Genomic DNA, 11,936 nt, shown 5'->3' on the forward strand with positions numbered 1-11,936 from the left:
GCCAAAAGCACCCCTTCCGACAGGTGCGCGCCATGAAACGCACGCTTCTGCTGATCTTCGCCTTCATCGCGCTTATGCTCGGGTCGTTCATCTGGTTCGTGGCGACGTGGGATTCCAAGCAACGCGCGCCGCTTTCCATGCTGCCCATGACAACGGAACAGCCCGCATGACCCAACTTCCCAAAAGCACCCAGAAGAAGCTGGGCCTTGTGATTGATCTGGACACCTGTGTCGGCTGCCATGCCTGTGTGATTTCCTGCAAGGGCTGGAACACGCAGAACTATGGCGCGCCGCTCTCGGATATGGACGCCTATGGCGGGGAACCCGAAGGCACCTTCCTGAACCGTGTCCACAGCTTTGAGGTGGCGCGCGAGCAAGCGCCGCCGATGGTCGTGCATTTCCCCAAATCCTGCCTGCATTGCGATGACGCGCCTTGCGTCACCGTCTGCCCCACCGGGGCCAGCTACAAGCGGGTCGAGGACGGCATCGTTCTGGTCAATGAGGACGCCTGCATCGGCTGCGGGCTGTGCGCTTGGGCCTGCCCCTACGGCGCGCGCGATATGGACGGCGCGGAAAAGGTCATGAAGAAATGCACCCTCTGCGTAGACCGCATCTATAACGAAAACCTACCCAGCGAGGACCGCGAACCCGCCTGCGTGCGCACCTGCCCGTCGAATGCGCGCCATTTCGGCGACCTGTCGGACCCCGAGAGCGAGGTGTCGAAGCTGGTTGCCGCGCGCGAAGGGTTCGATCTGATGCCAGAACAAGGCACCGCCCCGGTCAATAAATATCTGCCACCGCGTGCGCGCGACAGCCTTGATATTCCCGATCTTGCCAGCCTGTGCGACCCGGTGCCGGGGGACGAAACCACACCTGCGGCCAAGGGGTTTCTTGGCTGGCTTGACCGCGCGTTGGAGAAGATCTGAATGCATCCTGCCCCATCGCTTATCATATTCACCACATTGTCCGGCATAGGCTTTGGCCTGCTGGCATGGCTGGGCTTTGGCCTGCGCACGCCGACCGGGATTGCTGCCATCGTCTTTTTCGGGCTGGGTTATGGGCTGGCGGGCATTGGCCTGATCGCCGCCGCCTTTCACCTTGGCCACCCCGAACGCGCGCTTCTGGCGTTTACCCAATGGCGCTCCAGCTGGCTCTCGCGCGAGGCGGTTCTGTCCGCCGCCACGCTGGCGATCATGGCCCCCCATGCCGCCGCTTCGGCATTCTGGGACACCCAATTGCCCGTGCTGGGCTGGATCGGTGGCGCGCTATCGCTTGTCACGATCTTCGCCACAGCGATGATCTACGCCCAGATCCGCGCCGTGCCGCGCTGGCACCATTGGTCCACCCCGCCCGTATTCGTGTTGGCCGGTCTGGCCGGTGGCGCACTTCTGGCGGCCAAGCTGACCTTGGCGCTGTGGCTGATGCTGGCGCTTTCACTGGCCATGGTCGCGCATTGGGTTGCGGGCGACAGGCGCTTTGCCAATTCAGGCAGCGATGCCGGCACGGCGACAGGCTTGGGCAACTTGGGCAAGGTGCGCCTGCTGGAACCGCCACATTCGGGCCGGAACTACCTGTTGCGCGAGATGGTGCATATTGTGGGCCGCAAACACGCGCATAAGCTGCGGTTGATTGCGCTGGGCCTTGGCGCTCTGGCCCCCGCACTGTTGCTGATGCTGCCTGCCAGCTACGTCGCTGCCTTCCTCGCGCTGGGCCTGCATCTGGCCGGAATGCTGGCGCAACGCTGGTTGTTCTTCGCCGAAGCGGAACATGTCGTGGGTTTGTATTACGGGCGGTGACACGCTACGCTGCGCATGTTAACCTTGCGTTTGTTAACAAGTGCGCAAGGAGTAATGCGGCATGAGCCTTCTGAAATCCCTTACCGATATGGTGCTGAATGCAGGCGGTCAAAAGGCTGGCCTGCTGGAAAGCGTCATGCAGAACCCCAAGCTGATGGAAGGGGTGATGGGCCTTTTGTCGAAGGACAGCCCTGTGGGCGGTGTGCAAGGGCTGCTGGCCAACTTCCAGAATGCAGGCATGGGCGAAGCGGTTCAAAGCTGGCTGGGCGATGGGGCCAACAAGCCTCTGTCGGGTGGCGACATCGAACAGGCGCTGGGTGGCGACGTGGTGCGGCAACTGGCAGAACAGGCCAATATGGCCCCGTCTCAGGCCTCTGATGTGCTGTCGCAGGCTTTGCCCGCCATGATCGACAAACTGACGCCGCAGGGCGAAGCGCAGGACATGGATTTCGGGTCGCTGCAATCCATGCTGGGCGGTTTTCTAAAGGGTAAGCTGTAACGCAGCGATTGGCGGTTTTCAGCACCGCCTGAAAGCCGTAAACTTCGGTCCCAAGGGGCCGAAGTCAGGGGCAGCACAATGGCGAAACCGATTATGCAGCGGTTACAAGCGCAAGGCGTGCGCCTGACCGACCAACGCCGCACCATCGCCGCCGTGCTGGACGAGGCAGATGACCACCCGGATGTGGAAGAACTACACGCCCGCGCCAATGCCCGCGATGCGCGAATTTCTTTGGCGACCGTCTACCGCACTGTCAAACTGTTCGAGGAAACGGGCATTCTGGACCGTTTGGAATTCGGCGATGGCCGCGCCCGGTTCGAGGACAGCCAGCGCGCCCATCACGACCATCTGATCGACATGGACACGGGCGAGGTGATCGAATTCGTCGACCCGGACATAGAGGCGCTGCAAGACAAGATCGCGCGCCGCCTTGGCTACCGGCTGGAAGGGCACCGGCTGGAATTGCTGGGCCGCAAGATCAAGGATTAGTCGCGCGGGCGGGCAAAGCGCTTGGTCCGGTCTTCCAGCCTGTCGGCAACAGCCAAACGCGCGTCGCGGTCCATGGTGGATAGTCGGCTTATCAACTGTCCCTCCAACCGATCACCCATTTGCAACAACCGCGCTTGCGCGACATCCAGACTGGCGCGGAACGTGGCTTCATCAAATGCCTCGGCGCGCAAAGCTGCCAAAAGCTCGGCGCGGGCGTCACGCAACTCGGCATGACCGCGCGAGCTGCGAAACGCCTCTCGGCCCTCGCGGCGCATGTCACGGCGGGCATCATCCGGCAGCGCACTGATTGCAGCGCGCATCAGGCTACCATCTGGCCCACCGCGCAGCATGACACCACCCAGCATCCCCACCAGCACAAGGTTCAGCGTCACCGAACCGACCAAAGCCCATGTCTTCCAACGCCCCGGTTTCTGCGTGGTATCATTCATCTCAGAACCCCATTTCCAGCGGGTCACGCACACCGACAATCGGGGCCGTGACCTGTTCGAACACGCCCAGCGCACCATCCATCCAGACCGGCGCATCGTAAAGCGACACAGGCATCACCAGCCCAAGGTAAACTCCGGCCAAGGTTGCTCCGACACCCCCGGCAACCGAGGGCATGGCCCAGCCGCCCGCCCAAGCCTTCATCCGTGCGCGCCAGCTTGGCGCGGCAGGCTGGGCAATACTTGCAGCCGCATCGGTCAAAATCCGGGCGCGCAAAGCATCGGGCAGATCGGCGGATTGACCGGCCTCGAAAAACAGCGCCAGATCGTCGTCAGATGTCTTCCGCGTCATATCCCAACTCCTCTTTTCGGCCGCTCAACAGGGCGGTCAACTTGCGTTTGCCGCGCGCGGTCAGGCTTTCCACCGCTTCCACTCCCACCATCAATATGGCGGCGATCTCTGGGTTCGACAGCCCTTCTATGTGGCGCAGGATGACCGCCTCGCGCTGCCTGTCAGGCAGTTGCGCTAGCGCGGCATCCAGGGCCTGCGCACGCGCAGCCTGCATCATCCGGGCATCCGCGCCTGCCGTGTCGTCGGGCAAGTCGGGCATCTCTGGCACCATTGGCTTGCGGCGGCGCAAACGGTCGGTGCACAGGTTGCGCGCCACCCGAAACGCCCAGGTCGAGGGTTTGGCCTGCCCTGCCTCCCAATCCGGGGCCATGCGCCACAGTCGCAACATGGTATCCTGGGTGACATCCTCTGCCTCTGCCCGGTCGCCCAACATGCGGGCAGCAAAGCGCAAAAGGCGCGGGGCCAACAGGTCGGTCAACGCCTGCGCTGCGCGCAGGTCGCCTTGCGCGAACTGCGCCAGCAAATCGGCTTCGTCCTGTTGTGACAGCACCCGCTATCCTTCCATGGGGCAGGGCAAAACGCCCCGCCTGCATTCGCCCAGCTTAATGGCGGCCCCAGCCGCGCTTGCCACGTTTCTCCATACGCTCTGCCATGCGATCGGTGAAGGCGGCATATTCCTCGGCATCGACAATACCATCATCGTTGGCGTCCACCCGGTCGAACATGCGTTGCCCGCGCTCACCCATCCGTTCGGCGCGTTCTGTCATGCGTTCGGCGCGCTTGGCGTCCAGCTCGGCACGCTGCGCTTCGCCAAAGGTTTGCAGGTCTTCCAGCGTCACTTGGCCATTGCCGTCGCGGTCCAGGTCTTCAAAGCTGGGCATGGCGCGGGGGCCGTGGTCCTGCATACCGCGTGCAGTGGCGGCACCTGCACCAAGTGCGATGGTCAGGGCTAGGGCAGAGATCAGTGTCTTTTTCATGTCTGGCGTCCTTCATGTTGCGCGACCTCTCTGGCCGCCTGATACATGTTCAACGCGGGCTGCGGCTGGTTCCGTCGCAAAAAATTCAGGCGGTCATTCGGCAGGGTCTTGCGACACGCTGACGCAAATTCGGTATTGCAGGTGTATTTTACATCTTAAGCGCCTATGTCGGGCTAAGTAGCCGGAGCGCGCAGATGACACTTTCCCAGACGAACACTCTTGAAGACGACCGCCCCACGGGCCAAGCCTTGCTGCGCGGGATGCGTTGCAAATGTCCGGCCTGCGGCGCTGCGCCTATGCTGCGCGCGTATCTGACAGTGCGCGACTGCTGCCCGGCCTGCGGCGAAGACCTAAGCCACCAGCGCGCCGATGATGGTCCCGCTTACCTGACTATGCTGGTTACACTTAAAACGGTCGTGCCGTTGATGGTGTATGTCATGTTCAATTACAACATGAACCCCACGCTTCTGTTCGCTCTATCCGCTTTGCTGCTTGTGGCAATGACCCTCTTCCTTCTGCCCCGGTTCAAGGGCATGATCGTGGCCTTCCAATGGGCGAAACGCATGCATGGGTTCGGGGATGAGCGAGACCACTGACAAGACAGCTATCCGCGATGCGGCCACGATCATCCTGTTGCGGCAGGGGGCGGATGGTCCCGCGGTGCTGATGGGCCAGCGCGGGGCGACGGCGGCATTCATGCCGGACAAATTCGTGTTTCCCGGCGGCGCTCTTGATGCAGCGGATGCGCAAATTCCCGTCACCATGCCAGAGCCTTGCCGCGCCCGCATGGCCCAAGGCCATGCCAACCCCGACGCATTGGCCGCCGCCGCGATCCGCGAGATGTGGGAGGAGACCGGGCTGATGATGGGGCTTCCCGGTGACTGGGCTGACGCGCCCACAGATTGGCACCGGTTTACCGCGCATGGGCTGCGACCCGATGCAGGCGGACTGCGCTTTATCTTCCGTGCCATCACCCCGCCGGGCCGCCCACGCCGCTTTGATGCGCGGTTCTTTCTGGCCGATGCAGGCGCTATTGTCGGCGATCTGGATGATTTCTCTGCCGCCTGCGATGAGCTGTCACATCTGCATTGGGTGCCCTTGGCAAAGGCCCGCAAGCTGAACCTGCCCTTCATTACCGAAGTGGTGCTGGCCGAAGTGCAAGCCATGGCCTTAAGCAAGGACATGCCCGATACGGTGCCCTTCTTCGACAATTCAACCGGGGTTTCGACCTTCCGGCGGATCGCCTGAACACCTCATAAAAAAGTCCGGGCACGTCATGCCCGGACAAGTCCAACAGGGAGGAACTCTGCGCCATGACCCCGGCGCAGGAGGGATTTGAAAACAATCGCTCTGTAAGCTTACCATTGTTCCGATATCTGGCAACAATAAGACGGCTATGTGACCATTATCCGGCCAAACGATACCCGCCAGACTCTGTGACCAGCAACGAAGCATTCGACGGATCTGGTTCGATCTTTTGCCGCAGCCGGTAGATATGGGTTTCCAGCGTGTGTGTCGTAACACCCGCATTATATCCCCAGACCTCGTGCAGCAGAACATCGCGTTGCACCACGCCTTCGGGCGCGCGATACAGGAACTTCAGAATGTTCGTCTCTTTCTCGGTCAGGCGGATCTTGCGGTCTTTCTCGTCAATCAGCATCTTCTGCGCTGGCTTGAACATATACGGACCAAGCTGGAATACCGCGTTTTCCGACTGTTCATGCTGGCGCAACTGTGCGCGCAGGCGGGCCAGCAGAATCGGCAGCTTGAACGGCTTGGTAATGTAGTCATTCGCGCCCGAATCCAGCCCCAGAATGGTGTCGGCATCCGAATCATGCCCGGTCAGCATTACCACGGGTGACTTGAAGCCAGCCTTGCGCATGCGTTTGCACAATTCGCGCCCATCGGTGTCGGGCAGACCCACATCCAGCACCGCCAGATCGAACTGGCCCGCGCGGACCTGTTCCATCGCCGCCGCGCCATCGACAGCTTCGAACACGTCGAACTCCTCTGTCATGACAAGTTGCTCGGCAAGCGCCTCTCGCAAGTCATCGTCATCATCCACCAACAGAATACGATTCAACTTGGGCATGGGTGTGCTCCTCTCGGGTTGTTCTGTAACTCATGTCGTTGCGAAGCCGCCAACCGCAACAATTGCTACAATCAGGTCACGCGTATGTGTCGCAGATGCAGGTTTTGTTTCAATTTCTCCGCAGTCGGACTAGATGTCGTGAAACGGGAAAGGGACAGGCATGGCGTTCGGTCTTTCATTGGTAGAACGGATCAACCGCGCGCGGGCAGATTTGCGGCTGGGCGTGCCCATTGTCCTAAGCGGGCCGACCGGCGCGGCGGTGGTCATGGCGGCCGAAACCGCGACGGCAGACCGGCTGGACGCGCTGCGCGCGCCCTGTCTGGTGCTGGCCATCACACGCTACCGGGCAGAGACACTCAAGGCCCGACCCTATGATGGCGATCTGGCGCGCATTATCGTGCCGCATGACGGCGGGCTAAGCTGGCTGCGCGCCATGGCCGACCCCGCAGATGACCTGCGCCACCCTATGAAGGGGCCATTCCTTTGCGCGCGTGATGGCAAGGCAGACCTGCACCGCACCGCGATTGCGCTTGTGAAAACCGCGCAGCTTCTGCCCGCGGCGCTGGTGTTGGAGAACCCTCCCGCCGGGCTGATCGACGGCGCAGAGCTGACCGAATTACCGTTCGGCTTGTTGGCAGACGCGCTGGCGCAGGAAACCCAGCTATCCCCGGTGGTGAATGCGCGCTTGCCGATCGTGGCGTCGCAGGCCGGGCGCGTGCATATCTTCCGCCCACGCGATGGCGGCGAAGAGCATTACGCCATCGAAATCGGCCAGCCCGATCGTGCCAAGCCGGTTCTGGCGCGGCTGCACTCGGCCTGCTTTACCGGCGATGTTCTGGGCAGCCTGAAATGCGATTGCGGCCCGCAACTGAACGCCGCGCTGGCGCAAATGGGGCAAGAGGGCGCAGGCGTGCTGCTTTATCTGAACCAGGAAGGCCGGGGCATTGGTCTGGCCAACAAGATGCGCGCCTATTCGCTACAGGATCAGGGCTTCGACACGGTCGAGGCCAATCATCGTCTTGGGTTCGAGGATGACGAGCGCGATTTTCGCATTGGCGCAGGGTTGCTGCGGCAGATGGGCTTCGCGCAGGTGCGGTTGCTGACGAACAATCCCCGCAAGGTCGCCATGCTGGACACGCACGGGCTAAAGGTTGTCGAGCGGGTTGCCCTGCGTGTCGGCGAAACCGCGCAGAACGCCCATTACCTGGCCACCAAGGCTGCGAAATCGGGGCATTTGTTGTGACCCGATTCGACATGGTGCTGACCCGGATGGGATTGCGCTTTCGGGGCGTGACCTATCCTTGCACCATCGGGCACGGCGGTGTGCGCTGGGACAAGCGCGAAGGCGATGGGGCCACGCCAACCGGCACGCATAGGATAGTCGGTATGCTCTACCGGCCCGACCGCATGGCCGCGCCGACGAATTGGGCGCTGCCCATCGGCCCGCGCGACCTGTGGTCGGACGACCCGCGGCACGAGGACTATAACCTGATGGTGCGTGCGCCCTACGGCTTTAGCCATGAAAAGTTGCGCCGCGCCGACCCGATGTATGACCTTGTCATCTTGACAGGCTGGAACTGGCCACGCGCCGAACGCGGGCGTGGCTCTGCGATTTTCATTCACCAATGGCGCGGACCGGGGCGGCCAACGGCGGGCTGTATCGGGTTGGACCGCGGCGACCTGCGCCGCATTGCAAAGGGTATCCGCCACGAAACTCGGTTAATCGTGCCAGACCCTATGGCCAACCGCTAGCCGTTGGCGACCGATACCCTGCGCACGCAGCCTGTCACGCCACCTTCGCGCCCATCCCCGAAATGGCTTGTATAAGGTTATCCTCGGTCACTTCCTCGGAGGTGAATTCGCGCATTACGCTGCCGTTGAACATGGCCACAATCCGGTCGGACACGCGCAGCACTTCAGGCATTTCCGAACTGATAACGATGACGGCGTAGCCCTGCGCCGCCAGTTCACGGATCAGGTTGTGGATTTCCGATTTTGACCCAACGTCGATGCCGCGTGTGGGTTCGTCCACGATCAGCACATCAGGGCGCATGGACAGCCATTTGCCAATGACGATTTTCTGCTGGTTGCCGCCCGACAGGTTGCCCACCAACTGCCGCCAGCCCGGTGTCCGAATGTCCAGCTTGTCGCGATACTGGTCAAAAATCGCAATCTCGGCCCCATCGCTGACAAACGGCCCTGCTGTCAGGTCATCGACCTGCGGCAAGGTCATGTTGTCGCGGCAATTCATGCCCAAAACAAGGCCTTGGTCCTTGCGGTCCTCTGGCACCAGCGAAATGCCATGACGCACGGCGTCGATCGGGGAATGAATCTGCACCTCTTGCCCGTTGAGCAAAATTTGCCCTGCCGAGGGATTGCGCAGTCCGAAGATGGTTTCGGCAATCTCTGTCCGGCCTGCGCCGACAAGGCCGTAAAATCCCAGCACCTCTCCCTTATGCAGTTTGAAACTGACATCTTGGAACAGATCACCGCAGGCAAGCCCTTTAACTTCCAGCGCGACATCGCCCAACTCATGCGAAACAGGGCTGCGTGACAGGTCCAAGCTGCGCCCGATCATCAGTTTCGTGACCTCATCCTCGTTGGTGTCGGCGGTGTTGACCGTGCCCCGATACTGCCCATCGCGCAGCACGCTGATACGGTCAGTGATCTTGAAGATTTCTTCCATTCGGTGCGAAATATAGATGATCCCCACGCCCTTGGCCTGAAGCCCGGCGATCACCTGAAACAGCACCACCTTCTCTGAATCGGTTAGCGAAGCGGTCGGCTCATCGAAGATAACTGCGCGGGGCGACACAGTCAGCGCGCGGCCGATTTCCACCATCTGCTGGTTGGCAATGGACAGATCGCCAACGCGGGTTTTCGCATTGAACCTGACATTCAGGGTTTTCAGGATGGCGTCCGTATCATCGTAAAGCTTTCTCCAATCGACACGGCCCAGACTTTTCAGCGGCAATTCGCCAAGAAACATGTTCTCGGCCACGGTCAATTCACCCGCAAGGCTAAGTTCCTGGTGGATAAACACCACTCCCTTGGCCTTTGCCTGCTTGGGAGAGGTCATCGTGACAGGCTCTTCGCCCACGAATATCTGTCCCTCATTCGGAGCATGAATGCCGCCCAGAACCTTCATCAGCGTGGATTTTCCGGCGCCGTTTTCACCCATCAGGGCGTGCACTTCGCCGGGGCGCACATCGAAGGACACCCCATCCAACGCACGCACACCGGGGAAGGTTTTGACAATGCCTTCCAGACGCAGAACTGGTGTTTGGTCGGTCATATCTTCAACTCCCCATGGCCCTTGCGGTTCAACTGGCGGTCCAGCACCAAAACGGCGATCAGGATCAGGCCGATGACAAGGTTCACTGTCTGTGTGTCGGCCCCGATATGGCCCAGCCCCTTGCGAAGGATCTGGATGGCCAGCACCCCGCCCAGCGTAGAAATGATCGACCCGTAACCGCCTGCCAGCTTCGTGCCACCCAGAACGACGGCAGTAATGGCCCATAGCTCATAGAGCATACCGTCATTGGGGTTTACAGACCCGCTTTCGGAATAGAACACCACCGCCGACAGCGCGGCCAGAAAGCCGATCAGCATGAAGTTCCAGATGAAATGCGGCCCAACACGGATACCCGCATTCACCGCCGCGTCGCGGTTGTTACCAATGGCATAAGCATTGCGGCCATGCACCGTCTTGGTCATCAGTAGCCACAGCACAAGTGCGGTGCCCAGCAGGAACCATGTTGCGGTATGCAGGCCCAGAAATTGGGCTTCCGCGAAATCGACAAGCGTCCAGTTCAGGTGGCTGGTAGGCTGTTCGCCGTTGAACATGAAGACCAGCCCGCGAAACCCTAGCATAGCCCCCAGCGTAACGATGAACGCATCGACCCCGGTTTTCCACACAATGATGCCATTGATCGCCCCCATGATAACGCCCGTCATCAGCGCGAAAATCCAGGCCAGCGGAATCGCCCAGTCGCCCAGCGCCTGCATGAAGGGCCATGTCATGCTGTCCAGCATCACAATGGCAGCAAGGGCAAAGGTCGCCCCCACGCTCAGGTCGATATTGCCGTTAATCATGATGACGGTCATGCCCAGCGCAATAATGCCAATGGGCGCGGATTGTTTCAGCACCAGCAGCATGTTGTCATAGGCCAGAAACGGCTGGTCCGAGACTGACAACTGGTCGCCGATGATGGAAAAGAAGGCCAGTTGCAGCAGGATGAACCCCCAGATCGCACCACGCTTCAGCATATCCTTGTAGTTGGTCATGTCACGGCGTCCTTATGCTATGGGGGACCACAGACGGCCCCTCTTGGCAGCCACATCCAGCCAGACGGCAAGGATGATGATCGCCCATGTCACGATATACTGAACGTAGAAATCCAGACCGACCAACAGCAGCCCGTTCTGGATGAACCCCAGAATCAGCACGCCGATCACGGTCTTGAACACGGTGCCGGACCCACCCAGCAGTGACGCGCCCCCAAGGATAACGGCGGCCAGAACCTCCAGCTCCATCCCCTGCCCCACGGTGTTTTGACTGCCAAGGCTGCGGCTGGCCTGCAAAAGCCCTGCCACGGCGACGCAAAAGGCCGAAATCAGGTAGGTGTAGAAGACCACCCGCGCGCGCGGAATGCCCGAGAATGTGGCCGCCTGCCCGTTACCGCCCACGGCATAGACCTTGCGGCCAAACGGGGTTTTCGACAGCAACATGGCCAGCAGTGCGGCAAGCAACGCGAATATCAGGATGGGCACAGGAATCCCCATAATCCGGTCCTGTCCGAAAAACGAGAACCACGTCCCCGCCTTGTCGGCAATGTCCATGTTCTTGCCGCCTGACCATGTCAGCGTCAGACCATGAATGGCCGAGAGCATGCCAAGCGTCACGATCAGGGAATTGAGCTTCAGGTATCCCACAAGAAACCCGATGAACGCCCCCAAACACAAGGTCAGCGCGAACATGGCCGGAATGGCCAGTGCCGGGCCGATCTTGTCATGCAAATCCAGCACCACGATGGTGGAAAACGACATCATCGACCCGACAGACAGGTCAAGATTGCCGCCGATGACCACGAAGGTCACGCCCAGCGCCATGACTCCCAGAATGGCCGAAGACCGGATGACGCCGGCAATATTGTCAACGGCGATAAACCGTTGATTGGCCAGCGCGAAGCCGATCATGAAAACGGCGAAGGCAATCAGAATGCCCTGTTTGGCCAGCAGCCTGCCGATATCCTGCTTTGTCAGTTGCATCTATTCCCCTCCCAA

17 protein-coding genes are annotated in these 11,936 nt (G+C 60.8%); 9 read left to right on the top strand and 8 right to left on the bottom strand.

Translation table 11 applies throughout. The features are described 5' to 3' along the window. The first annotated feature begins 32 nt into the window (after nt 1-32). The 5 genes from M3N55_RS03155 to M3N55_RS03175 all read left to right on the top strand — a co-directional run bounded on the left by M3N55_RS03155 (nt 33) and on the right by M3N55_RS03175 (nt 2,783). A complete protein-coding gene (locus M3N55_RS03155) occupies nt 33-170 on the top strand; it encodes a hypothetical protein (RefSeq protein WP_249056294.1) in 138 nt (45 codons plus the stop codon). Further along, a complete protein-coding gene (locus M3N55_RS03160) occupies nt 167-925 on the top strand; it encodes a 4Fe-4S dicluster domain-containing protein (RefSeq protein ID WP_249056296.1) in 759 nt (252 codons plus the stop codon). Before M3N55_RS03155 ends, M3N55_RS03160 begins: the two co-directional genes overlap by 4 nt. Beyond that, nucleotides 926-1,795, top strand: coding sequence for a dimethyl sulfoxide reductase anchor subunit family protein (locus M3N55_RS03165; protein ID WP_249056297.1), 870 nt, complete (start codon nt 926-928; stop codon nt 1,793-1,795). It abuts the gene before it with no gap. A gap of 61 nt (nt 1,796-1,856) precedes the next feature. Next, entirely contained in the window at nt 1,857-2,294 is a 438-nt protein-coding gene (locus M3N55_RS03170; protein ID WP_249056299.1) for a YidB family protein, read from the top strand. 78 nt (nt 2,295-2,372) lie between these two features. Next, a complete protein-coding gene (locus tag M3N55_RS03175; RefSeq protein WP_249056302.1) occupies nt 2,373-2,783 on the top strand; it encodes a Fur family transcriptional regulator in 411 nt (136 codons plus the stop codon). Here M3N55_RS03175 and M3N55_RS03180 read toward each other — a convergent pair. The 4 genes from M3N55_RS03180 to M3N55_RS03195 are packed head-to-tail and all read right to left on the bottom strand — an operon-like array spanning nt 2,780 to nt 4,558. Further along, nucleotides 2,780-3,232: a periplasmic heavy metal sensor gene (locus M3N55_RS03180; protein WP_249056304.1), complete on the bottom strand. Its 453-nt coding sequence runs from the start codon at nt 3,230-3,232 to the stop codon at nt 2,780-2,782. The two genes, M3N55_RS03175 and M3N55_RS03180, sit on opposite strands and share 4 nt — an antisense overlap. Before the next feature lies 1 nt (nt 3,233). Further along, nucleotides 3,234-3,581: a hypothetical protein gene (locus tag M3N55_RS03185; protein WP_249056306.1), complete on the bottom strand. Its 348-nt coding sequence runs from the start codon at nt 3,579-3,581 to the stop codon at nt 3,234-3,236. Further along, a complete protein-coding gene (locus tag M3N55_RS03190) occupies nt 3,562-4,131 on the bottom strand; it encodes an RNA polymerase sigma factor (RefSeq protein ID WP_249056307.1) in 570 nt (189 codons plus the stop codon). The genes M3N55_RS03185 and M3N55_RS03190 overlap by 20 nt, the downstream gene beginning before the upstream one ends. Before the next feature lie 52 nt (nt 4,132-4,183). After that, nucleotides 4,184-4,558: a CREC-EF hand family protein gene (locus M3N55_RS03195; RefSeq protein WP_249056309.1), complete on the bottom strand. Its 375-nt coding sequence runs from the start codon at nt 4,556-4,558 to the stop codon at nt 4,184-4,186. 194 nt (nt 4,559-4,752) lie between these two features. On the opposite strand from M3N55_RS03195, the gene M3N55_RS03200 reads away from it, so the two are divergent. Together M3N55_RS03200 and M3N55_RS03205 are read left to right on the top strand one after the other, a co-directional pair. Next, nucleotides 4,753-5,154, top strand: coding sequence for a DUF983 domain-containing protein (locus tag M3N55_RS03200; RefSeq protein WP_249056310.1), 402 nt, complete (start codon nt 4,753-4,755; stop codon nt 5,152-5,154). Continuing rightward, nucleotides 5,138-5,806 (top strand): NUDIX hydrolase, encoded by a 669-nt coding sequence (locus tag M3N55_RS03205; protein ID WP_249056312.1) that lies wholly within the window; start codon nt 5,138-5,140, stop codon nt 5,804-5,806. Before M3N55_RS03200 ends, M3N55_RS03205 begins: the two co-directional genes overlap by 17 nt. Before the next feature lie 157 nt (nt 5,807-5,963). On the opposite strand, the gene M3N55_RS03210 is transcribed toward M3N55_RS03205, so the two are convergent. Continuing rightward, entirely contained in the window at nt 5,964-6,650 is a 687-nt protein-coding gene (locus M3N55_RS03210; RefSeq protein WP_249056314.1) for a response regulator transcription factor, read from the bottom strand. Nucleotides 6,651-6,810: 160 nt separating this feature from the next. On the opposite strand from M3N55_RS03210, the gene ribA reads away from it, so the two are divergent. Together ribA and M3N55_RS03220 are read left to right on the top strand one after the other, a co-directional pair. Further along, a complete protein-coding gene (gene ribA, locus M3N55_RS03215) occupies nt 6,811-7,893 on the top strand; it encodes a GTP cyclohydrolase II (protein WP_249056316.1) in 1,083 nt (360 codons plus the stop codon). Next, nucleotides 7,890-8,402, top strand: a complete 513-nt coding sequence (locus tag M3N55_RS03220; RefSeq protein WP_249056320.1) for a L,D-transpeptidase family protein — start codon at nt 7,890-7,892, stop codon at nt 8,400-8,402. Before ribA ends, M3N55_RS03220 begins: the two co-directional genes overlap by 4 nt. Before the next feature lie 34 nt (nt 8,403-8,436). Here the strand turns inward: M3N55_RS03220 and M3N55_RS03225 are convergent, their stop codons facing one another. The 3 genes from M3N55_RS03225 to M3N55_RS03235 are packed head-to-tail and all read right to left on the bottom strand — an operon-like array spanning nt 8,437 to nt 11,921. Next, entirely contained in the window at nt 8,437-9,945 is a 1,509-nt protein-coding gene (locus M3N55_RS03225; protein ID WP_249056322.1) for a sugar ABC transporter ATP-binding protein, read from the bottom strand. Continuing rightward, complete coding sequence (locus tag M3N55_RS03230; protein ID WP_249056324.1) at nt 9,942-10,937, bottom strand: ABC transporter permease; 996 nt, start codon at nt 10,935-10,937, stop codon at nt 9,942-9,944. The genes M3N55_RS03225 and M3N55_RS03230 overlap by 4 nt, the downstream gene beginning before the upstream one ends. A gap of 12 nt (nt 10,938-10,949) precedes the next feature. Beyond that, nucleotides 10,950-11,921 carry an ABC transporter permease gene (locus tag M3N55_RS03235; RefSeq protein WP_249056325.1) on the bottom strand — a complete coding sequence of 324 codons (972 nt, stop codon included), beginning with the start codon at nt 11,919-11,921 and terminating at the stop codon, nt 10,950-10,952. Nucleotides 11,922-11,936: the final 15 nt, after the last annotated feature.

Source organism: Roseinatronobacter domitianus (assembly GCF_023336755.1).
Classification (GTDB): Bacteria; Pseudomonadota; Alphaproteobacteria; order Rhodobacterales; family Rhodobacteraceae; genus Roseinatronobacter; species Roseinatronobacter domitianus.

Coding starts and splice junctions, on each gene's coding strand:
- M3N55_RS03195 (WP_249056309.1), bottom strand. CDS start 4,558: ATGAAAAAGACACTGATCTCTGCCCTAGCCCTGACCATCGCACTTGGT.
- M3N55_RS03205 (WP_249056312.1), top strand. CDS start 5,138: ATGAGCGAGACCACTGACAAGACAGCTATCCGCGATGCGGCCACGATC.
- M3N55_RS03210 (WP_249056314.1), bottom strand. CDS start 6,650: ATGCCCAAGTTGAATCGTATTCTGTTGGTGGATGATGACGATGACTTG.
- ribA (WP_249056316.1), top strand. CDS start 6,811: ATGGCGTTCGGTCTTTCATTGGTAGAACGGATCAACCGCGCGCGGGCA.
- M3N55_RS03155 (WP_249056294.1), top strand. CDS start 33: ATGAAACGCACGCTTCTGCTGATCTTCGCCTTCATCGCGCTTATGCTC.
- M3N55_RS03225 (WP_249056322.1), bottom strand. CDS start 9,945: ATGACCGACCAAACACCAGTTCTGCGTCTGGAAGGCATTGTCAAAACC.
- M3N55_RS03235 (WP_249056325.1), bottom strand. CDS start 11,921: ATGCAACTGACAAAGCAGGATATCGGCAGGCTGCTGGCCAAACAGGGC.
- M3N55_RS03230 (WP_249056324.1), bottom strand. CDS start 10,937: ATGACCAACTACAAGGATATGCTGAAGCGTGGTGCGATCTGGGGGTTC.
- M3N55_RS03180 (WP_249056304.1), bottom strand. CDS start 3,232: ATGAATGATACCACGCAGAAACCGGGGCGTTGGAAGACATGGGCTTTG.
- M3N55_RS03175 (WP_249056302.1), top strand. CDS start 2,373: ATGGCGAAACCGATTATGCAGCGGTTACAAGCGCAAGGCGTGCGCCTG.
- M3N55_RS03185 (WP_249056306.1), bottom strand. CDS start 3,581: ATGACGCGGAAGACATCTGACGACGATCTGGCGCTGTTTTTCGAGGCC.
- M3N55_RS03165 (WP_249056297.1), top strand. CDS start 926: ATGCATCCTGCCCCATCGCTTATCATATTCACCACATTGTCCGGCATA.
- M3N55_RS03200 (WP_249056310.1), top strand. CDS start 4,753: ATGACACTTTCCCAGACGAACACTCTTGAAGACGACCGCCCCACGGGC.
- M3N55_RS03170 (WP_249056299.1), top strand. CDS start 1,857: ATGAGCCTTCTGAAATCCCTTACCGATATGGTGCTGAATGCAGGCGGT.
- M3N55_RS03160 (WP_249056296.1), top strand. CDS start 167: ATGACCCAACTTCCCAAAAGCACCCAGAAGAAGCTGGGCCTTGTGATT.